The sequence below is a fragment of the Tunturibacter gelidoferens genome (assembly GCF_040358255.1).
GTDB lineage: Bacteria > Acidobacteriota > Terriglobia > Terriglobales > Acidobacteriaceae > Edaphobacter > Edaphobacter gelidiferens.
In genome coordinates, this window is sequence record NZ_CP132938.1 from 3118951 (window position 1) to 3139538 (window position 20588).

Below are 20588 nucleotides of genomic sequence, written 5' to 3' on the forward strand. Positions count from 1 at the left end.
GATGCTAGGTACTCCGCCGGATGGGGTTAGTGAGCAGCACCTTCTGGGACCGCGACGTTCTGGTCTTTGAGCCAATACTTTTCAGCAACCGGGCGCACCATCAGGTTTGCCAGAAAGCCAACAACCAGCAGGCCGCACATGATGTGCAGGATGAGCGGGTAGGCTTCCTGTTTGTTCATGTGGTTTTCGACGTAGTGGTCGAGGATGCCGTTGACGATGAGCGGGCCGATAATTCCGGCAGCCGACCATGCGGTAAGCAGACGGCCGTGGATAGCTGAGACGTTGAAGCCGCCGAAGAGATCCTTCAGGTAAGCGGGAATGGTAGCGAAGCCCCCGCCGTACATGGAGATGACCAGCGCGGCGATAGCGACAAAGAGCGGAATGGAGTCGATCTTGTCTTGTCGCGAGAAGGGAAGGAAGAAATAGAGAATTGCGCCGAGTACGAAGAAGGTGAAGTAGGTTCCTTTGCGCCCGATGAAGTCCGAGACCGAAGCCCAGAGAAATCGACCGGCCATGTTGAAGATGCTAAGAATTCCTACGAAACCGACGGCGGCCGCGGGGCTGATCTGACCTTTGAAGAGATCCTGAATCATGGGCGCTGCCTGTTCCAGGATGCCGATGCCTGCGGTTACGTTGACGAAGAGCATGACCCAGAGAAGCCAGAACTGTGGCGTCTTCCATGCCTCGGTGACGGCGACGTTGTGACTCGAGATCAGCGCGGAGTGCTTGACCGCGGGCACCCAGCCGTCAGGCTTCCAGTCTGTTGGCGGGACGCGTATCGTGAAGACGCCGAACATCATGAAGACAAAGTAGAGGACGCCCATTGTGAACATGGTGTAGGGGATTGAGGGCTGTCCCGCGGCTTTGAAGTGCGCCATTAAGTTGTTGGCGAGGGGCCCCCCGATCATCGCGCCCCCACCAAAGCCCATGATGGCGAGGCCAGTGGCCAGGCCCGGACGGTCGGGAAACCATTTGATGAGGGTGGATACGGGAGAGATATACCCCAGTCCAAGGCCTATGCCACCGACGACTCCGTATCCCAGATAGATCAGAGCGAGTTGGTGCGTGCTGGCTCCAAAAGAGGCAATGACGAAGCCTGCGCCGAAGCAGATTGCAGCGTAGAACATCGCGCGACGGGGACCTGCCTTCTCAAGCCACGCTCCGAAGAGAGCGGCCGAGATGCCCAGGAACGCGATCGCGATCGAGAAGATATAGCCGACTTCCTTGAGGTTCCAGGCGGAGCCATCAGCCGCGTGCAGGGCCAAGAGGGGATTTTTGAAGACGGAGAAGGAGTAAACCTGCCCGATGGAGAGATGGATTGCAAGGGCTGCGGGCGGTACCAGCCAGCGGCTATATCCTGCGGGGGCTATAGAGCGGTCACGGTCGAGAAAAGCCAGGGCCATTGAGAACCTCAGGAGTTGATAGGTCGTACATCGTCGAACAGAGGACAGCGGTAAGCTGATCGTTCATTGAATATCTAGATGCGCCAATTACCATACATGATTCCGACGGCGCAGGTGTCACCTAAATGTAACGGCGGGTTGCTCGGGTTGAGTTGTATAGGGTACCTTCACCTTGCGAGATGAAATCACGGAGGGTTGTGCTGGAGATGTCCGAAGAGAGTACGAATCTGGATTCAAGTCTGCGAGAGAATCGTGTATTTCCTCCCCCGTCGGAGTTTGCAGCGAAGGCTCAGGTGAAGAGTCTTGAGCAGTACGAGACGATGTACAAGCAAAGCGTGGACCATCCGGAGGAGTTTTGGGCCGAAGCCGCTCATGAGCTCGAATGGTTCTCCCCCTGGACAAAGGTGATGGACGGCGAAGCGGCGCACGCAAAGTGGTTTGTCGGGGGCAAGCTGAACCTCTCGCACAACTGTGTCGATCGTCACGCGCTGGGAGCCCGCAAGGATAAAGTGGCTCTGCTTTGGGAGGGTGAGCCAGGCGAGGTTCGCAAGGTGACCTTCGGGGAACTGCATGAGCAGGTGCAGCGTTTCGCAAATGTGCTGAAGTTGCTGGGTATCAGGCGGGGCGACCGGGTTGCGATCTACATGGGGATGGCCCCCGAACTGGCGATTGCGCTGCTCGCCTGCGCGCGAATTGGTGCGGTGCATTCGGTGATATTCGGCGGCTTTGCGGCCCACGCTATTTCGGATCGTGTGAACGACTCCAGCTGTGTCGCCATCATCACGCAGGACACGAGCTATCGTCGCGGTGCCGAGGTGCAGTTGAAAGCGATTGTTGACGAGGCGCTGGAGAAGTGTTCCACAGTCAAGCATGTTGTCGTCTTCCGGCGCTCGGGCTCCCCGGTAAAGATGCGGTCCGGTCGCGATCTGTGGTGGCACGAGGAGATGGGGAAAGCTTCGGCGGAATGCCCTGCGGAATGGATGGATGCCGAGGATCCGCTGTATCTTCTCTATACCTCTGGAACCACTGGCAAGCCGAAAGGGCTGCTACACACTACCGGCGGCTACGCAGTGCAGACTTATCTGACCAGCAAATACATCTTCGATCTCCGCGATGAGGATGTGTACTGGTGCACCGCCGACATTGGCTGGGTCACGGGCCACAGCTATGTGGTCTATGGTCCACTGCAGAACGGTGCAACCGTATTGATGTATGAGGGGGCGCCCAACTGGCCGGAGTGCGATCGCTTCTGGAAGATCATCGATAGCCACAAGGTCACCGTCTTCTACACTGCCCCAACAGCGATCCGGGCCTTCACGAAATGGGGGAACGAGTGGGTCGAGAAGCACTCTCTCGCCTCTCTGCGGCTGCTGGGCACGGTCGGCGAGCCTATCAACCCCGAGTCGTGGATGTGGTATCACCGCATGATCGGCAAGGAGCGCTGCCCCATCGTTGACACGTATTGGCAGACTGAAACGGGTGCCATCATGATTGCGCCAGTCCCTGGCGCTGTGGCAACCAAACCGGGCTCCGCTACGAGACCTTTTTTTGGAATTGTTCCCGAAGTGGTTACAAAAGAAGGCAATCCTGTTCCCGATGGCCACGGGGGACTTCTAGTTATACGCAAGCCCTGGCCTTCCATGGCTCGAACGATCTATGGCGACCAGGCCCGCTACGAGGCGGCTTACTGGAGCGAGGTTCCCGGCAGCTATTTCACCGGCGACGGCGCGCGCCGCGATGCAGACGGCTACTTCTGGCTGATGGGCCGCGTCGATGATGTCATCAACGTCAGTGGTCACCGGCTCGGGACGATGGAGGTAGAGTCGGCGCTCGTCGCCCATCCGAAGGTTGCAGAGGCGGCTGCGGTCGGTAGGCCCCATGAGATGAAGGGGCAGGCGATTGCCGTATTTGTGACGCTTGAAGGTGGCCACGAGCCCAGTGAAGAGCTTCGGCAGGAGTTGCGACAATGGGTCGCGAAGGAGATCGGCGCACTCGCACGGCCGGACGATCTTACCTTTACTCAAGCGCTTCCGAAGACACGCAGCGGAAAGATTATGCGGCGGCTGTTACGCGAACTCGCGACTACAGGCGAGGTGAAGGGCGATACCACTACGCTTGAAGACTTCACCGTGATCGCGAAGCTGCGCGAGGGCGATGAGTGACGCGCTTCTAACGCAGGTTGGTGCTGGGTTTGGTGGGTAGCGTGAAGTGGAAGATCGTACCCTGGTCGGGCGCGCTGGTAGCCCAGATTCGTCCGCCGTGCTGATTGATGATGCTGCGACAGATTGCGAGGCCGAGCCCCGTGCCGCCCATTGCGCGGGAGTCCGAGGCATCCCCCTGCTGAAAGCGGTCGAAGATGTGTTCGAGCTTATCGGCAGGAATGCCCCGGCCCTGATCGCGAACCTCGATCAGTGCTTCATTCTCGTCGAGATTGCGCGCTGTTAGGTGAATTTCGCTGCCCTCCGGGGAGAACTTGATTGCGTTCGAGATCAGATTGTTCAGCGTCTGCAGAATACGGTCGGGATCGGCCCAGACGTTGACACCATGAGCGGCGAAGAAGATGCGGATGTTGGGGCGGGGAGAGCGCGTTTGTTGAACGCTGGCGGCTCGCCGTAGCAGATCTTCGGCGCTGCACATCGTCGAATGCAGCTCTGTTTTGCCGCTGCTGATGCGCTCCAGATCGAGAATATCGTTTACCAGCCGCACCAGCCGATCTGAGTTGCTGATGGCGATCTCGAGCATCTGCTGGGTCTTCTCCGGGCGGTTGGTAAGCGCGCCTCCGGCGAGCAGCCCAAGCGCCCCACGCAGCGAGGTAAGCGGCGTGCGAAGCTCGTGGGAGACTGTGGAGATGAACTCATCTTTCATGCGGTCGAGGGCGCGGCGCTCCGTCGTGTCGGTGAACGCAACGACTACTCCGAGTGCCTTGAGGCCGTTCGAATCGGAGGACTGCGAGTCGACCTGCGGTCTTGCGACATACTCCACTGGGAAGCAGCTGCCATCTTTGCGCCAGAAGATTTCGTTCGAGATGCGGACGGTGGCGAAGTTGGTAAGGCTCTTGCGGATCGGTGAGTCGGCAGAGGCGTAGGGTGTGCCGTCGACGCGTGTGTGGTGGATCAGTTGATGCATGTTTCGGCCCAGCATCTCCTCCTGCTTATAGCCGAGCATCTGAGCCGCGGCGGAGTTTACGACCGTTACCTTGCCTTCGAGATCGATGCCGTAGATGCCGTCGCCGACCGACTCAAGGATGGAATCTGATTGCCGCGTAAGAGTGCGAAGCCTGCCTTCTGCGCGAACCTGTTCGCTGATGTCGACACCGAAGCCGAGAACGTACGGTGCACGCCCGGGCACGACGATGAGCTTGTTCCGGTAAGCGACCACACGCATGTCTCCGTCGCTGTGGGAGAGGTGGAGAAGGCCCTGTGCTTCGCCCGTCTCGCCTATTTTTTTCAGGTAGGCAGGCATCGCAGCTTTTTTCTCCGGCACGATGAACTCGTCGAGATTGTGACCGGTCATCTCCTCGACGGTACGCCCCAAGGTCTCCGCGCCGTGGGTGTTGATCGACAGCAGAGTGCCGCGGAGGTCGTGGGTGCAGACCATACCCAGCGAACCTTCGATGAGTTGGCGGTAGCGGGCTTCACTCTCGCGCAATGTGGCTTCAGCAGCGCGCTGGGTGGTTACATCGATGCCGGTTGCGATGATGAACGCGACCTGTCCCTGCGTATCGGTCAGTGCAGTCGCCGACCACGCGATGCGGCGTATGCTGCCGTCACGGTTGAGCCATTGATTCTCGTAAGCAGCAGGGAAGTGACCGGAGCGCAGACGCTCGAAGGTCTCGATGGCTTCGGGAATCTCCTGCCGCGGAATAAGCTTGTCCCACGCATAGCGGCCGACCAGGGTAGGGAAGTCGTAACCTGATGCGTTTTCGCAGGCGCGGTTGAAACGGACGATGCGGCCGGCCGGATCGAACACGGCGACCAGCGCTCCGACGGTGTCGAGGACCGCCGAGACAAAGTTCCGTTCCACGGTGAGAGCGGACTCGACGCGTTGGCGTGAGCGCGCTGCGCGGTCCATCTGTCGGATGCGACCGTTGAGTTCCAGCCGGGTGATGACCTGGCGGCTCAGGACGCTGAGCGCGGAGGATTGAGCTGGGGTTAGTGTGCGGGGATGGCGATCCAGGACGAGCAATGCGCCGATGGTCACACCGCCGGGTGTTGTCAGAGGAGCGCCCGCATAAAATCGGTAGAGACGGCCTTCGAGCAGAATGCCATCCGGAGCGTATTCGGGATCGCTGCGTGCGTCGGAGATCTCGTAGACGGTGTCGCCCAGGATCGTGGTTTCGCAAGGCAGGCTACCAAGCGCGACGTCAGGCGAGTCGATGCCAAAGCGCGAGCGCAGCCAGATGCGATCCGAACCGATCAACGAGATAGCTGCGACAGGCGTGTCACATATTTGGGCAGCCAGGTTTGTCAGGTCATCCAGGATGGGATCGGGCGCAGAGTTGAGTACCTCGTATTGGTTGAGGGCCTCGATTCGCAGCGCTTCGTCTTTGACCAGGAGAGCGTTCATTTCAACAGTTCAATCGTAGGTTATGTGCAAATGGTTGCGCACTCCTACTTTTGTTGCAGCAATGGTTTACGGCTTTGGAAGAGTGCAACACTCCCCTGTTGCGGGCGGCTCATCCGCACTCGCGTCCAAGGCTACCTTCCACGTGCCGTTGGGTAACTTCTTCCATACGGTGAAGTAGCGGCCCGAGATCACCACGGGCTCGCCATTTTTATCTTTACTACGACCCTCATAGTGACCCCAGGTAAATCCCATGTCGTTCGAAGGGCCCATCTGGGCACCCTGCGGAGTCCAGCTAAGCTGATAAGTCTTTGGGTCCCACTGAGCCTGTGCCGCGATAGCGGTGCGACCAAGAATCGCGGGCTTACCGTTGTTGAGAGTAACTCCGTCCTCTGCGAACCAGCTGCCAAAGGCCTTGCCTCCGCCTTCGGCAACCGCCTGCGAAAAGCGGCCCTCCAACTCCAGCAGAACCAGGGCTCCTGGCGTTAGTGTCGGCTGAGAGAGCGGATTAGAGATGATTCCGGGGGTCTGTGCAAAAGCGTCGTAGCCAGATGCGGCAACGATCCCGGGTCCGGTCTGTGCGATCAGTGGAGAGGAAGCGATAGCGCAAAACAAGATGCTGTTGAGGGTTACGCGATGCATAGAGAGTATGCTATCAGCGCTCGAAGATGATCTATAGAGCATTGGCTTTCTGTTGAAGACTGATATTCTTCGCACCTGATGTTAAAGACGAACTTTCAGCACATTCTGTTGCTTACGGCGGCGATTTTACTCTCTGTCGGAGTCTCGCTGGGCTTGATCCATGGACCCGAAGTGCACCATGCCGGAGTTGCTTTGCGGTGTGTCGCGATTGTTCTCCTGGGCCTCTTTGCGCTGCGGCGCCGCTCCCTGACGCCGTGGATCTTTGTTGCGATGGTTGCGGGGGCGGAGCTGGGATTCGATGCGCCAATGCTGGCGACGAGCCTTCGCGTCTTCAGCGATATCTTTTTGCGCCTCATCAAGACCATCGTCGCGCCGCTGATTCTCGCGACGCTGGTGACCGGCATCGCTGGCCATGGCGACCTCAAGAGCGTCGGACGGATGGGGATCAAGAGCCTGATCTACTTCGAAGTCGTCACCACTCTGGCGCTTGTCATTGGCCTCGCGGCAATCAACCTCAGTCGTGCCGGAGTTGGCCTCTCTCTGCCCCCGGCTACCTCCAGCGAGACGATAGCCTCGCCCCCCCCCACTCACTGGCAGGATTTTCTGCTTCACATCTTCCCGGAGAATATCGCTAAGTCCGTAGCTGAAGGCCAGATCCTTCAGGTCGCCGTCTTCGCGGTCTTTTTCGGGATCGCGCTGGCCAGCCTGGAGGAGAAAAAACGGACTCCGGTTTTACGCCTGTTCGAGAGTTTCAGCGAAGTGATGTTCAAGTTCACCAACGTTGTCATGTACTTGGCCCCCATTGGTGTAGGCGCTGCGATGGCCTTCACGGTCGGTCAGATGGGCCTTGGAGTATTGGTGAATTTAGGCAAACTTCTCCTGACGCTGTATGGCGCGTTAGTAGGCTTCGGCCTTCTTGTTTTGCTACCGGCGGCACTCCTCTTCCGTGTCCCCGTGCGTCGATTCCTCGCGGCTGTTGCAGAGCCTGCAACGATTGCCTTTGCTACCTCCACCAGTGAGGCGGCCCTTCCGCGAGCTATGGAGGCGATGGAGGCACTGGGGGTTCCGCGCCGGATTGTCGCGTTCGTCATTCCAGCGGGCTACAGTTTCAACCTGGACGGTTCCACGTTGTATCTTGCGGTTGCCAGCATCTTTGTAGCGCAGGCAGCTGGAGTTCATCTGTCGCTTGGCCAGCAACTTCTGATGATGGTGACTCTTATGCTGACCAGCAAAGGAGTTGCTGGCGTTCCGCGCGCAATGTTGGTCGTTCTGCTCGCGACTGCGGCAACCTTCCGCCTTCCCACCGAGCCAATCTTCGTTATTCTCGGCATCGACGCGTTGGCTGACATGGCGCGCACGACCGTCAATGTTGTTGGTAACTGCCTTGCCAGTGTCGTGGTCGCCAAGTGGGAGGGGGAGTTTGGCGCTGAGCCGATTTCGCCAGTAGTTTTGGAGGGTATGGCTGAGTGACACATCCTGATTTCAAAGCAACATAGCAGATGCCGGAGCACCTGCTACTCGTACAGATTGCAGTTCTGCCACGATTACATCGCTGGCGGATGATGTGGATCGATGTGTTCCTTGTCGACTGCCTTTTTGGAGGCTGTGGGTCTGGACTTCGCCGCCCCATTTGGGTTCACCGAGTCACGCAGCTCCTTCGATGGCTTGAAGAAGGGAACTCGCTTAGCCGGAACATCGACCTTGGCCCCAGTCTTCGGGTTTCGGCCGGTTCGGGCATTACGTTGTCGGGTCCGGAAACTTCCGAATCCGCGAATCTCGATCTTGTCACCGGTTTTCAAAGCTCCGATGACAGCGTCGAAGAGGGTATCGACGATAACTTCCCCGTCACGGCGGGTCAGGTCTCCAAGAGCGGTCACTTTATCAACAAGGTCGGCTTTAGTCATAGTGGGTTCCTTTCGTACTGGGGGGAGGGCGATAGGGCCGGGTGAAAGCAATCCGTTGTTGTTGATTGTAGACGGGATGGAGGCTAAAAGGTTGTGCAAGAAGTCAAAAGAATGAACACATTGGGCATTGCCCCATAAGATGCAAAATCTGTCCGAAAGGTCAAAGGATCAACAAAAAGAGCCCCATTTTTTCGGGGCCCTGGTCGTGTTTTGGCAGTGGTTTGGCAAGGTAAATACTGAAGGACCGTACCTTACTTCCACATGAAGTAGAAACCCGGAGCATGGTTCAGCATCTGGCTCGGGTTCGGGAACAGGTCTTCGCCGTCGTCGGTAAGCAGTGCAAACAGCCCTCGTTTATTTTTTGCGGGTCGCACCACATTTGGTTCCCCGGAGATTCCGGCCTCCTTGGCCGTCTCCATCAGGGCTACACGGTAGCCGCCGACCTTATCGATGAGGCCCAGGGGAAGGGACTGCTGTCCTGTCCAAACCTGGCCGGTCGCGAGCGGTTTGATCTTGTCATCAGAGGTATGGCGACCCGTCGCGACATCGTGCACAAACTGCGTATACATGTTATCCACCAGCGACTGAAAGTAAGCCTCTTCCTTAGGCGTCAGATCGCGGCTCGGATCGCCGGCGTCCTTCAACTCTCCGGCATGGATGACCACATTCTTCAACTTGGCCCATCGCAGCAGGTCACCGTAGTTTGTCCACTCCATGATTACCCCAATTGATCCGACAACGGAGGCATCGTTCGCGTAGATCCTGTCGCAGGCGGTGGCGATGTAATAGGCCCCTGAAGCGCCCACCGACTCAATTGAGGCGACGACCTTCTTATGACTCTCCTGCCGCACCCGCAGGACCTCATGGTAAATCTCCTGCGAGGCAGCCGCGCCACCGCCCGGCGAGTTGATATGAAGAAGAATCGCCTTTACCGACGAGTCATCCCCAAACTTGCGCAGCTGACTGTCGATGATTTCAGGAGACAGGATCGCACCGGAGATGTCGATCACGGCAATGCTGTCCGAAGCTAATCCCAAGCCTGCCGAATTTCCGGTGACCGAACGCGCCGTGAACCAGACCATGAGCGTTACAAGGAGAAACACCGCGGCCAAGGAGCCGGCGATGATCCCGATGTAGAACCATGCCGAGCGTTGGCGCGGGGGCGGGAAGCCTTGACGTTGCGGATAAGGGTAAGGCGGAGTTTGAGTGTAGGGAAACGATGGCGGTGGTGGAGGCGGTGGAGGTGTTGAAAAGTCTTCCGGCATGCTGTGGAGTTTAGCAGGACCGCTGATCGCGGTGCATAGTCGAGGCTCGAGCACGGGCCGCGAAAAGAAATGTAGACAAAGTGAAAAATAGAGCCAATCAGGGCGGTTCATGCGTCAAACATTGCAGTATGATAAATCGCGACACCGTCCGTGTATCTCTCAGTAATCAGTAGAAGAAAGAAAGTCTGTCGATCGCTATGGCACATCCACAGTTGAGCATCGTAATCCCGGCATACAACGAGAGCGCTCGTATCGAGCATGCTCTGGATAAGGTGCTGTCGTGTGTCGCGGAACAGGGCTGGGATGCGGAGGTTCTGGTCGTCGACGACGGTTCGATCGACGACACCGCTGCGATCGTACAGCGTTGGATGATGCAACATCCGCGACTTCACCTCGTCAAGAACCCGGGTAATCGCGGCAAAGGCTACTCCGTGCGCAACGGCCTTTTGCAAGCCGCAGGCGACATCGTCATGTTTACGGATGCTGACCTCTCGGCTCCCATGGAAGAGGCGGAACGCCTTATCGCCGCACTGAACGATGGGGCGGATGTGGCAATCGGCTCCCGATGGATGGACCGCACCCGTCAGACAATCCACCAGCCGCTCTACCGGCAGTTCTTCGGTCGCTGTTTCAACTGGGTCACCCGAACCGTTATGGGCTTGCCTTTCAAAGACACTCAGTGCGGTTTCAAGGCGTTCAAACGCTCCGCTGCCCAGGTCATCTTTCGCCTGCAAACCATCGAACGTTGGGGCTTCGACCCCGAGATCCTGTTCATCGCTCGCAAGCTGAAGTATGTCGTCCGCGAGGTCCCGGTCACCTGGGGCCATGACGAACGCAGCCGTATGAGCTACCTGAGAGACGGCATTAAAATGCTCGAAGACATGGCACGCATTCGCGGTAATTTCATGGCCGGCCGGTATGACAAGGCCATCGCGGCTATAAAGGATACGAGTGCAATGGTGACCCCACAGGTAGAGCAGGTCGTCAAGGCGGCCAGCGCTGAAGTCCGCTAACCGCTTGTGAGTCCTTCTTTCATACGTTAGATTGCCATGCGATTCTGAACCGACCGAGGGCCAACCTCGGCCTAGACTATCCATTTGGCTGGTCTTTTATTCTGAGCGCTCATCAATACTGTTCATTCGGTACTTGTTTCACACCCCGACCCGTTTCCTTTGTCCATTTCTCCCTCGATTTTCCTATTCCGTGAGTAGGCCGGCGCAGATATCAAACATCCTGGCGCCGCTGATCCGTCAGTTTCTTTCGCTTATGAAAGATCCGATGTCGGCTAATACTCCACAAAAGACTTGAGATGGTAATCCAGACAACACTGGCAGCTACGAGGGTGTGAAGCGCAACATGGCCGGGGAGGGCCATCCGCAGAGTCAGAGCGAACATTGCGAGGCCGATGCATCCGAGCGATGCGCCGGAGGCGTCGATACTTGCGGCAAGCCTACCTCGAATCGTTCCATTGAAACCATGTTCGGCCTTGCGTTTCTTTTCGTGGTTCTCGATCAGGCTAGCGCTGGCAGGAAAGATGGCTGGAAAGGCGAGAAAAAGCCCACCTATTCCCGGCCCATAACGCTTCGCAATGAGTCCAGCCGAGACCGTACACACGCCGCCGAACAGAAATCTTATGATGTATTCGTGGGGCTGAGTCTCTCGCAAAGAGGAAAAATCCATTCTGATCATCTTAGGAAAACCTTCCCCACCATCGCCATAGTCCAATCGATACTGCAAACCACACTGACATCAGAATGATTGTGGTCGGGAGTGCGGCTGTCTTGTATCGCGCCAATACTCTCGAAACAGAGATCGCATAGATGAAGAATGCGATCGCTCCAAAGATCATTGAGTGAGCTTCAGCTGCTGCGTATTGCGAACCCTGTTTGGAGGTAGTGAGACCAACTGTGGCGAGAGCGATTGACGGGGCAGCCCCAAACAGTCCGGCGAAGCTTTTTGGGCGCAGCACGTCGCCAATGGCCGCGAACAAGCTGACAACAGCACCGCCGATGAGAAATCTCATAACAAATTCACTCATTCATCGCCCCTACAATTTCAAACTGCTTTGCGAGCTTTTTCGATCAGACTGCGGGCTTTTTTGGCATCCTTACAACCCAGGAGCTTGTATTTCTTGCCCTCAAGTTTGTGATAGTTGACAAAGAAATCTTCTAACTCATCCAGAAACTGCTTGGGCAGGTCCGACAGCTTTCGAATGTTCGCGTAGCTATGGTTGGCCTCAGCCACCGCAAGCAATCTGTCATTCCGCACCTTCTTCTTGCCATCTAACTGCTCGCCTTCGATCACGCCAATCAAAATCGCGTGCACAGCACAGCCGGTAAAAGCGGGTTCGTCCATCAACAGGAGGACGTCGATCGGATCTCCGTCGTCCGCAATCGTTCGAGGCAAAAAGCCGAAATCATAGGGAAATACCATTCCCGCAGGCAACACCTTTTTCAGGGCAAAGATCCCCTGCTCGGGATCAAATGCAAACTTATTCCGGCTACCTTTAGGCGTTTCGACGATCACCTGAAGCATCCCGTCCTGTTTGCTTACGGGTTTCAACTTTGTTGGATCGACAAGCGATCTCATTTTCTCCCTCACTCTTCTCTAAACCGAACGACCACATCGCAACCAAAGAGAGATTATGGAGCCCGTCCTCTTCGTCTAATGGTGCGACATTGATGTGAGAGGAAACGACTGGTTAAAGTTGCATATTCTGAAATTTGAGTACGAAGGGCATTCAGATTTGATTGAAATCTGCCCGTTCAGATTCTCAAGAGGGTAAAGTGCGTTCTTTCGCCCGCCCGGCAAGCTGCCGGACCGCATGCCCCGTGCCAAAAACCGGGTCGAGCTACATACTGAAGCTCCAACAGCATCGACTTCAGCGACAACGGCGTCCTGGAAGATCGCTTCACTCGTGTGGTCTCGCTAGATGCCTTCGTCTTCCATCCTGTTTCGGATCCGCTATTTTGAATTCAGAATGCCTCAATAGGTGCTGAGGGTTTATCCCCGGTGTGCGGAATAGGAATATGGGTTTGCTTTAGGACGTTGGGGACTTGAGAATCTGAACCGAGCCGATAAATCATGCATGAAGAAGCCCCTACAGCCCCAGTTACTTGCCTTGAACGGAACCTCGATCCAACTGATCGCCAATCAACTAGGCCATTCTGGAACTCGCATAGCTGAGAAACACTATGCACACTTCTCACCGTCTTACGTTGCTACGACCATCCGGGCGAACAAGCCCAGCTTTGGGTTTGAGACAACGAGTGAAGCGCCGCGTCGCATAAGAAGACAAAAAGCATCTGATAAACACGAAGGTTCCCGGTGAATGCTCGCCGCCATCAACGTGAGGTATTCGGCTGTGTGGCAGAATTTCGTGGCGTTCTAAGAGTGTTTCCGATCAGAATGGACTAACGGCCTTCGTACCACATACCGGCGGGTGCGGCGCTGAGAAGCATGGTATGGACTGAAGGATCTTGAGAGGAATAGGCAGAAAAGCTCGACATGTCGTTCTCCGATTTCATTGGTGATGGTGCGAATGATGGCGCAGCTTGTCGGCATCCGCTCGCTCCCCGTCGGCGGCGACGTCCCCGCCGTCATCGAACGCATCAAGACCGTCAGGGTCCATCCACTCAAGCCCACTCCCGGCTGGCCTGAGTTCCAATGGCTCGACCTCACCCCCACCCTACCACGCCCCTCGCCTGGGACAACAACATCCAGTTCTGGCAACAGCTCTACAACGTCATTAGCTCCGAACCATCCAACCCGCGCGTCCATTACTTCTACGGCGAGCTAGCCGCCCTTGGCATCGAGCAAGGCAAGCCCTTCACCCCCGACGCCCGCATGACCGCCATCCTCGAAAAGGCCGCCAAAATCGGCAACGCCCAGATGCGCGTCGAGTCCTTCGGCGACAACCGCCCCAACCGCATCGTCTGGCCCGATCGCAAGTGGGAGTGGGCCGCCCTCCGCTTCGAAGACGGCGACTTCAACACTCCCAACTACGGCGACTTCTACGCCCGCGATAAATGGTTCTATCAGGCCATCGGAGCATCGCCTGCCATGTTCAAGCGCGACCCATTGCAAGAGCTATAAGCTCACCGTTCCGCAGCCGGTAACGGGTAAGCTCTTCTGGTCCGTCACGGTCTATGACACCGACACTCGCAGCCAGGTCCAGACCGATCAGGCAAGGACGTCTCCAAAACTCAGCCGACCGAACTCTACTTCGGTCCCAACGCTCCCCCAGGGACATGAGAACCAGTGGATCAAAACAATCCCCGGCAAGGGCTGGTTTGTCTACTTCCGCGTCTACGGTCCTGAAAAAGCCGCCTTTGACGGAAGCTGGAAACCAGGCGACGTCGAAGAGGTGAAGTAACCAATGCCCACAGTACTGACCCAGGACAGGATTGGTAACGAAAAACGCGCTTGTGTTGCTAATCCGTCTAGAATTCCTCGAAAGTCCGGTTTTCGGCAACTTCACATCTGTAATTGCCGCAAACCCCGTTTTGCAGGCACGACGCTTTTGTAGTCCGTCGCTGATCACTTCTCATAAGCCGCCCTCTCGGTACCGATTGTTTGAACCAGAAGCCCGGCTCCATCGAAGCGTCATTCGCTAAGGTGGCGTCGCCGTCTCGAAGCCGACGCCACTAGCGCTTACTTGCTCTGGATGAGGAGGCCAAGCGGCTTAAGCGTACCGACCGCAATGAACTCAAATTTGAGGAAGCCGTAGCCAGCAGCTCCAGCCCCTTGGATAATTTGAGTTTACGAAACGGGCCACTTCAGCGTGTAGATGATATGAATGAAAGGGAGGCGATAAGAAATCTCTTCACCTCCCTAAAACGGGCAATCGAATTAGAAATCGATTCTGAGCGCCGCCTGTCCCGTCCGATTTCCCGCGTTCTCAGCCGTTTGCGGTCCGGTCAGCTGCCCGAATAGCGAGTTGTCGATCGCCGTCACGGGTGGCGCAAAGTTGGTGTGGTTCAGAACGTTCGTGAAGGTTGTCTCGAACCGCGCATGCACCTTCTCGGTGATAGCGAACCGCTTTGCCACACCAAGGCTCACCGTAGCCGTGCCAGGACCCTGAATGGTCCCAACTCCTGCATTCCCGAAACGACCTGCTCCTGCCGGGGTCGCCAGGAAGGACAGGTTGTTGTAGGTCACAGCTCCGGCCATACCCTTCGGCACCACATCCGGACGCAGCACAGCGCTGCGATTGACGACGTTCGTGTTCGACTGATCGGCAGAGCCGCTGATACTGGGCGTAAGCCAGGGCCCCGTCTCAAGCAGCGTAACGGTTGTCAGATCCCAGCCACCGAGAAATAGATCCTTGGCTGTGCTGGTACTCATGTACTGTCGGCCCTTGCCAAAAGGCAGCTGATACATCCCCGTGAACAGCATGCGGTTGCGACGAGTGCCGGAAACATTGCCGAGGTTCTGTTTGATATGAAACCGATCGGCAATGGGAAGTCCGTAATTGACCTCACCGGCGAACGCGCTCGGTGCATCACCCTGATTGTCAGCCTCATTTTTTGCGTAGGTGTAGTTTGCATCCACGTAGAGCCCACGCTCCAAACGATGCGTCGCCTGCAGCTCGAACGCGTGATAGTTTGCCTCACCTGCATTGAACGTGCTGAGCAGCGTCGTCCAATTCTGATACGGCGCGCGGGAATCCACGAAAGCCCCAGCCGTTGCTCCCGTATTGTACGGAATCGTGCCGGCGGGAATCTGGTTAAGATCCTCGGTGATGCTCAACCGGTAGGTGTGCATGCCAGCGTAGCTCGCGCGAAGCGATGTTGCGTTAGATAGCTGCCGTTCCACGGTCACGTTCCATTGGTTTGACTGGGGGTCGCGGAAGTTGGGATCAACTCCCTGATCCAGTCCGCCGCCACCGAAGGTTGGACCACCGGAGGTGCTGGGAGCAGTATTCGGAAACACGATCTGTGGCGTGTTCGGTCCGGCGCTGTTGGAGTTGGAATACGTGTGCAGATTTGAGGTTGGGTTGCCGCTGTTGTTGAACGAAAGTGGCCCCAGGTTGGTCATCGTATAGATGCCAAATCCAGCACGCACCACCGTCTTGGTGTCGTTGAACGGACGATAGGCAATCGCGATGCGCGGCTGGAAGTCGCCTTTATAGGTCTGGCGCAGACTCTGCGGCAATCCATCCTGGCTGGCCGTGATATATCCAGTGCACGGCAACCCGTGAACGGTCGATCCGGCCGCGGTGCCGGACGGGCACGCATTGAAAGACTGCTGGAAAGCAACATTGGAAGAGGTGATGTTCTGGCTGCTAAGGTATCCCGCCAAAGCATCAGGAACGACAATCGAGTTATTTCGTTGATCGAAGTTTGCCAGATTGCCGCCGTCCTCCTGAAAGCCGGGAAGAATCTGCCAGCGAAGACCGTAGCTGAGCGTCAACCGGCTGTTCACCTGGAATTCGTCCTGAGCGAAGAAACTATATTGCGTGGCGGTCCCTCCGACATCCGGGCTCGAGACAGCGAAGTAAAGTGTGGTTGGCGCGCCTTCGAGGAAGTCACCAAAGGCATTGCCCGTAAATTGATCGCCTTGGGCGTTTCCATACGATGGTTGAAAGATAAAGGCCCCGAAATCATCTGAGGCGAACTGTGGGGCAAAGCTCTCCAGATCGAAATATCGAACCCGACGGATATCGATCCCACCCTTCACCGTGTGCTTGCCGAAGCTGTAAGTCAGGTTATCGCTGAACTGCGTCGTCTTCGACTGCGTGACCCCTGCCTTGTCTCTTCCAATCACTGGAAACGGAGTGCCCGCGCTGAAATTGAAGGTAGGGAATGCGTGGGTTAGCGGATGCTGACTGATATTCACACCAGTCAGATCCAACTGACTCAGCGCAGTGGAACCTTGAATCGGGAAGTTGACGTTGGTCGTAACGTTCGTGAAGCCGTAGCGGAACTCATTCAGCAGCTTTGGAGTAATCGTGTAGGTGTGCGAAATCAACAAGCTCCGATTGTGAATGGAATCCGAATCATCCGGCAGAAAAAGATTCGCGAAGTCCGTCGTGATGTTCTTGCGGCTAAAGCGCGCATAAACCGATTGCTTGGACGAGATCGTCTGATCGACCCGGATGTCCGCGCCGTCGGTGCTTGCCGGCGTCGCCTGAAAGTTCTGATAGTTGATGGCCCGCGTCTGGTTAGTAGCGCCTGCCACATTCGGCAATGGATAGTAGGCGAGGAGTGCCTTTGCTGTCTGGCTAATCTGGGTAGATGGAATTGTAGGGCCACCTATATCGGAGAGGTTGCCGCTCCGGTCTGCGACCGTCGGAACTACATATTGCTGGAACACCGCAGTGCTGCGCCGGTTGCCCTCATAGTCCGCAAAGAAAAACGTCTTGCTGTGCCCGTCATACAGATGTGGAATCACAATGGGCCCGCTCAACGAGAAGCCAAACGTATTGAACTTCTTGGGGGCTTTGCCGCTAGCGCCATACGGATCGGCATCCAGCGCCTGATTTTGCAAATATTCGAAGACACTCCCGTGATACTGGCTTGTCCCATTCTTGGTGGTGAATGTCACATCGCCAACCTGGGAAAACTCCGCACTGTTGTTGAATGCGGTCACTTTAACTGCAGCAATTCCTTCCTGTGAAGGATAGGCGTCCTGCAGCGCTCCATTCTGCCGCACGTTGGCAGTTGAAATACCATCGACAGAGAAATTCACCATTGAGGAGCTCGCTCCGCCGAGAGCGATATTGCCAGCACTATCTGTCTGAACGTTGGGAGACAGGCCAAGCGCCCCGAGCGGACTCGTAGTAGTCGCGCGGTTATTCAGGGGCAGCTGCGTCATTTCGATATTCGTCTTCGAATCGCTGATCGTTCCATTTTCCGTATTGATCTGGTCCGCCGCACCGGATACCTCCACAGTTGTCGACTGTGCCGCCACGTTGAGTGTGGCGCCAAGTCTCAAGTCCTGTCGCGCTTCTACTGAAATTCCCGACACAACAGTATCGGCAAAGCCATCGCGATGAGCACGTAGCGTGTACTTGCCGGCCTTTACGTTCTCAAAGACGAAGCCGCCTGAAGTATCCGTATTGACCGCGCGTTCTGTATTTTCATCTGAGTTGTGCAGCACAATCTGCGCATCTGGAATGGCCGCTCCGCTCGCGTCCACTACATTGCCTCTGACGCTTCCAAACGTCGACTGCGCATGGGCTAACGGCCCCGCAACCAACAACAGGCCGCACATAATCAGGGAGATGACGCTGCATGAAACGCGTCTCAGAACGCTCCGCCCCTCCCGCCTGTGAGTGTGCTGAACCTCGTTCTGCTGTTGAAGCGATACCGCCATATCCTCTACAAGGGACGTGCGTGCTGCTGTGTCTAGTGAAAGAAGGCCTCTAAGTAAGTTCATGTCGAATCACCTCGTATGCCGGAAAAGACCGACACTTTCAGTGAACCGTGAATACCATTAGCAATGCATAAGCTCCTTCTTAACGGTTTGTTTATGCCTCAATCGCTATAGTTCCGGCAGGGGCGACCGAATGATTGCCAAACCAATCCAGGTGGTCCTACGCAGGATTGCCGGTGGCTGTGCCGCTGGAATGCTGTTGACGCTTCTCTCCTACCGCCTTCACTTTAATCTCTCCGCCGCAACCTCCATCCAACTCTTTCTAGTGGTGGTCATCGCGCTTCGTTGGGGTTTATTCGAAGCGAGCGCCGTTTCAATTCTGTCCGTTGCCTGCCTCGACTACTTCTTCACCCAACCTTTGTTCCAGTTCTACATCACAGATTCGCCCGACTGGATCGCGCTGCTGGTCTTTGAAGCAACGGCTTTGGTCGTCAGTAGCCTCTCAGACCGAGTGAGCCACCACGCTCGTGAGTTAGAGCGGCGCCAGGCTCAACAGCAGAAGCTTTACGAACTCAGCCAGAATATTCTGCTCCTCAATCGGGACGACGCAGTCGATCAGCAACTCGTCGATCTCATACGCTCCAGCCTGCGAGTGAAAGGGGTAGCCCTTTGGAACGCGTATGAGGTGCATCAGTGGAAGAGTGGAGATTGTGATTTCTCCGATGACGAAGTGCGCTCCGCTTACTTTCTCGAAACAAATGACGATGACTTGAGCACAGGTGTTTCCCGGCGTGTCCTTCGACTAGGAACCCGGCCTATTGGATCCCTCTTCCTCTGCGGGCATTCGCTCGACTCTGCCTCGATCAATGCAGCCTCCTCGCTTGCCGCAGTTGCAATCGAAAGGGCACGCTCCTTCTCGACTGAAGCAAATGCAGAAGCGGCAAAACAAAGCGAGCAGCTACGCTCCGCCATATTGGATGGCCTGGCACATGCTTTCAAGAGCCCACTTACAACGATCAGAGCTTCGAGCTCCGGTCTGCTCGCGATGAACACCCTGTCGGGCACGGAAGAAAAGTTGGTTGGCTTGATTGATCGCCATGCGGGGCACCTTAGCGACCTCGCCACCCATCTGCTCCTTACCGCGAAGCTGGATAGCGGCGATCTAAAGATCAAGCGCGAGCAAGTCGACGTAGCTCGGTTGATACACAGCACCATTACGGAATCATCACAGGAACTGGATGGGCATTCCATTGACTTCCAGGTGAGCTCGGGGCACAACGCCGTATATGGAGATGGAAAGCTTCTTCAAATGGCCCTCTTCCAAGTCCTCGACAATGCTGCAAAGTACGGCCGTCCCAATTCTCAGGTGGCCATCGCGGTTCACGAAGAAGAAGCGGAACTGGTTATCAGGATCAAAAACGAAGGCTCGTTTATTCCGGATGACGAAAAAGAGAAGGTGTTTCAACGTTTTTATCGTTGCTCTGGGTCGGTGAAGACGATCTCCGGCACCGGGATCGGTCTCTCCGTAGTGAGGCGCATCGCTGAAGCGCATAGCGGGCGAACATGGGTTGAAAGCGATCAAGTGAATGGAACGACGTTCGCTATCGCACTACCCCGCATGGCAAAGGAGAAAGCGTGAATCAGAAAAGCAAGGTGCTCGTTGTTGAAGATGATGCAGGAATACGCCAGAGCCTGTTCGAAACCTTGGGGGCGCTAGGATTTGCAGTTGGGGAGGCTCATAACGGGGAAGAGGCCCTCGTGCAATTGCGCATGGTCAGCTATGACGCGGTCCTCCTCGATATCAACATGCCGGGCATGGGAGGGAAGGATACGTGTCGAAGAATCTGCCAAACCTTTCCGGGACTCCCGATCATCATGCTCACTGTTCGTGACGATGAAGAGGATATCGTCGAGTCGTTAGACGCGGGGGCTTTCGACTATGTCACGAAGCCGTTTCAGATTCGTGAGCTCACCGCAAGGTTACGATCAGTCATCCGGCGTCGCCATGCTCCGATGGGAGAACCAGATCTGATCAGCACGGTGGGCGACATCACGCTCGACGCCAATCGCCGCCTCGTCGAGAAAAAGGGTGAACAGATCCACCTCGCTCCAAAAGAATACGAGACCCTCCGTTGTTTGATGGAGCATGCCGGCAGACCCGTCAAGCACGAAAATCTGCTGCGATCTATCTGGGGACCGCCCTACAGCAACGAACGTGAATATTTGCGAGTTGTCATCAATCAACTGCGAAAGAAAATTGAAGACGACCCTGCACACCCCATTTATATCTTGACCGAGAGCCATATCGGCTATCGCTTCCGTGAAGAATAACGGACCGCGATGTCAACGCGGGTGCTCAGACACGTGATGACAGAGTGGCGAATCGTTTGGTTCCGTTATTGCAAACAGGCAATAGAGAAAACTCGAAGATGCAATTTCTAAGGACCAGAATGAATCAACTTGCTCAGATTGTCTCCACCCCGCCGGCACAT

Annotated in this window: 17 protein-coding genes; 7 read left to right on the forward strand and 10 right to left on the reverse strand. The window is 56.2% G+C overall.

The genetic code is table 11. The features are described 5' to 3' along the window. Positions 1-26: 26 nt before the first annotated feature. On the reverse strand, positions 27-1403 hold the full coding sequence (locus RBB81_RS13875) for an L-lactate MFS transporter (protein WP_353071046.1): 1377 nt from the start codon (positions 1401-1403) through the stop codon (positions 27-29). Positions 1404-1609: 206 nt separating this feature from the next. Here RBB81_RS13875 and acs point away from each other — a divergent pair, with 206 nt between their 5' ends. After that, the gene (gene acs / locus RBB81_RS13880) at positions 1610-3565 is read left to right on the forward strand and encodes an acetate--CoA ligase (RefSeq protein WP_353071047.1); all 1956 of its coding nucleotides are present in this window, start codon (positions 1610-1612) and stop codon (positions 3563-3565) included. A 7-nt stretch (positions 3566-3572) separates the two neighbouring features. On the opposite strand, the gene RBB81_RS13885 is transcribed toward acs, so the two are convergent. Then, complete coding sequence (locus RBB81_RS13885) at positions 3573-5969, reverse strand: PAS domain S-box protein (RefSeq protein ID WP_353071048.1); 2397 nt, start codon at positions 5967-5969, stop codon at positions 3573-3575. A gap of 66 nt (positions 5970-6035) precedes the next feature. Continuing rightward, on the reverse strand, positions 6036-6608 hold the full coding sequence (locus tag RBB81_RS13890; protein WP_353071049.1) for a YybH family protein: 573 nt from the start codon (positions 6606-6608) through the stop codon (positions 6036-6038). A 78-nt stretch (positions 6609-6686) separates the two neighbouring features. On the opposite strand from RBB81_RS13890, the gene RBB81_RS13895 reads away from it, so the two are divergent. Continuing rightward, complete coding sequence (locus RBB81_RS13895; RefSeq protein ID WP_353071050.1) at positions 6687-8078, forward strand: dicarboxylate/amino acid:cation symporter; 1392 nt, start codon at positions 6687-6689, stop codon at positions 8076-8078. Between the two features lie 74 nt (positions 8079-8152). Here RBB81_RS13895 and RBB81_RS13900 read toward each other — a convergent pair whose 3' ends face one another. Together RBB81_RS13900 and sppA are read right to left on the reverse strand one after the other, a co-directional pair. Further along, entirely contained in the window at positions 8153-8512 is a 360-nt protein-coding gene (locus RBB81_RS13900; protein ID WP_179582621.1) for an HU family DNA-binding protein, read from the reverse strand. Between the two features lie 251 nt (positions 8513-8763). Then, positions 8764-9777 (reverse strand): signal peptide peptidase SppA, encoded by a 1014-nt coding sequence (gene sppA / locus RBB81_RS13905; protein ID WP_179583626.1) that lies wholly within the window; start codon positions 9775-9777, stop codon positions 8764-8766. 197 nt (positions 9778-9974) lie between these two features. On the opposite strand from sppA, the gene RBB81_RS13910 reads away from it, so the two are divergent. Further along, positions 9975-10790: a dolichyl-phosphate beta-glucosyltransferase gene (locus RBB81_RS13910; protein WP_179582622.1), complete on the forward strand. Its 816-nt coding sequence runs from the start codon at positions 9975-9977 to the stop codon at positions 10788-10790. A 211-nt stretch (positions 10791-11001) separates the two neighbouring features. On the opposite strand, the gene RBB81_RS13915 is transcribed toward RBB81_RS13910, so the two are convergent. From RBB81_RS13915 to RBB81_RS13930, 4 genes are all read right to left on the reverse strand, one after another. Further along, positions 11002-11457, reverse strand: coding sequence for a DUF3147 family protein (locus RBB81_RS13915; RefSeq protein WP_353071051.1), 456 nt, complete (start codon positions 11455-11457; stop codon positions 11002-11004). 10 nt (positions 11458-11467) lie between these two features. After that, the gene (locus tag RBB81_RS13920; RefSeq protein WP_353071052.1) at positions 11468-11815 is read right to left on the reverse strand and encodes a DUF3147 family protein; all 348 of its coding nucleotides are present in this window, start codon (positions 11813-11815) and stop codon (positions 11468-11470) included. A gap of 17 nt (positions 11816-11832) precedes the next feature. After that, positions 11833-12366: an inorganic diphosphatase gene (locus RBB81_RS13925; protein WP_353071053.1), complete on the reverse strand. Its 534-nt coding sequence runs from the start codon at positions 12364-12366 to the stop codon at positions 11833-11835. A 934-nt stretch (positions 12367-13300) separates the two neighbouring features. Beyond that, complete coding sequence (locus RBB81_RS13930) at positions 13301-13444, reverse strand: hypothetical protein (protein WP_221272804.1); 144 nt, start codon at positions 13442-13444, stop codon at positions 13301-13303. Here RBB81_RS13930 and RBB81_RS13935 point away from each other — a divergent pair. Both RBB81_RS13935 and RBB81_RS13940 read left to right on the forward strand, forming a co-directional pair. Further along, a complete protein-coding gene (locus RBB81_RS13935; RefSeq protein ID WP_353071054.1) occupies positions 13444-13872 on the forward strand; it encodes a hypothetical protein in 429 nt (142 codons plus the stop codon). The two genes, RBB81_RS13930 and RBB81_RS13935, sit on opposite strands and share 1 nt — an antisense overlap. After that, the gene (locus tag RBB81_RS13940) at positions 13835-14152 is read left to right on the forward strand and encodes a DUF1214 domain-containing protein (RefSeq protein ID WP_353073936.1); all 318 of its coding nucleotides are present in this window, start codon (positions 13835-13837) and stop codon (positions 14150-14152) included. The genes RBB81_RS13935 and RBB81_RS13940 overlap by 38 nt, the downstream gene beginning before the upstream one ends. A gap of 476 nt (positions 14153-14628) precedes the next feature. Here the strand turns inward: RBB81_RS13940 and RBB81_RS13945 are convergent, their stop codons facing one another. Next, a complete protein-coding gene (locus RBB81_RS13945) occupies positions 14629-18096 on the reverse strand; it encodes a TonB-dependent receptor (protein WP_353071055.1) in 3468 nt (1155 codons plus the stop codon). 193 nt (positions 18097-18289) lie between these two features. Here RBB81_RS13945 and RBB81_RS13950 point away from each other — a divergent pair, with 193 nt between their 5' ends. Together RBB81_RS13950 and RBB81_RS13955 are read left to right on the forward strand one after the other, a co-directional pair. Then, positions 18290-19735 carry a sensor histidine kinase gene (locus RBB81_RS13950; RefSeq protein WP_353071056.1) on the forward strand — a complete coding sequence of 482 codons (1446 nt, stop codon included), beginning with the start codon at positions 18290-18292 and terminating at the stop codon, positions 19733-19735. After that, positions 19732-20427: a response regulator transcription factor gene (locus tag RBB81_RS13955; protein WP_353071057.1), complete on the forward strand. Its 696-nt coding sequence runs from the start codon at positions 19732-19734 to the stop codon at positions 20425-20427. The genes RBB81_RS13950 and RBB81_RS13955 overlap by 4 nt, the downstream gene beginning before the upstream one ends. The last annotated feature ends 161 nt before the right edge of the window (positions 20428-20588 follow it).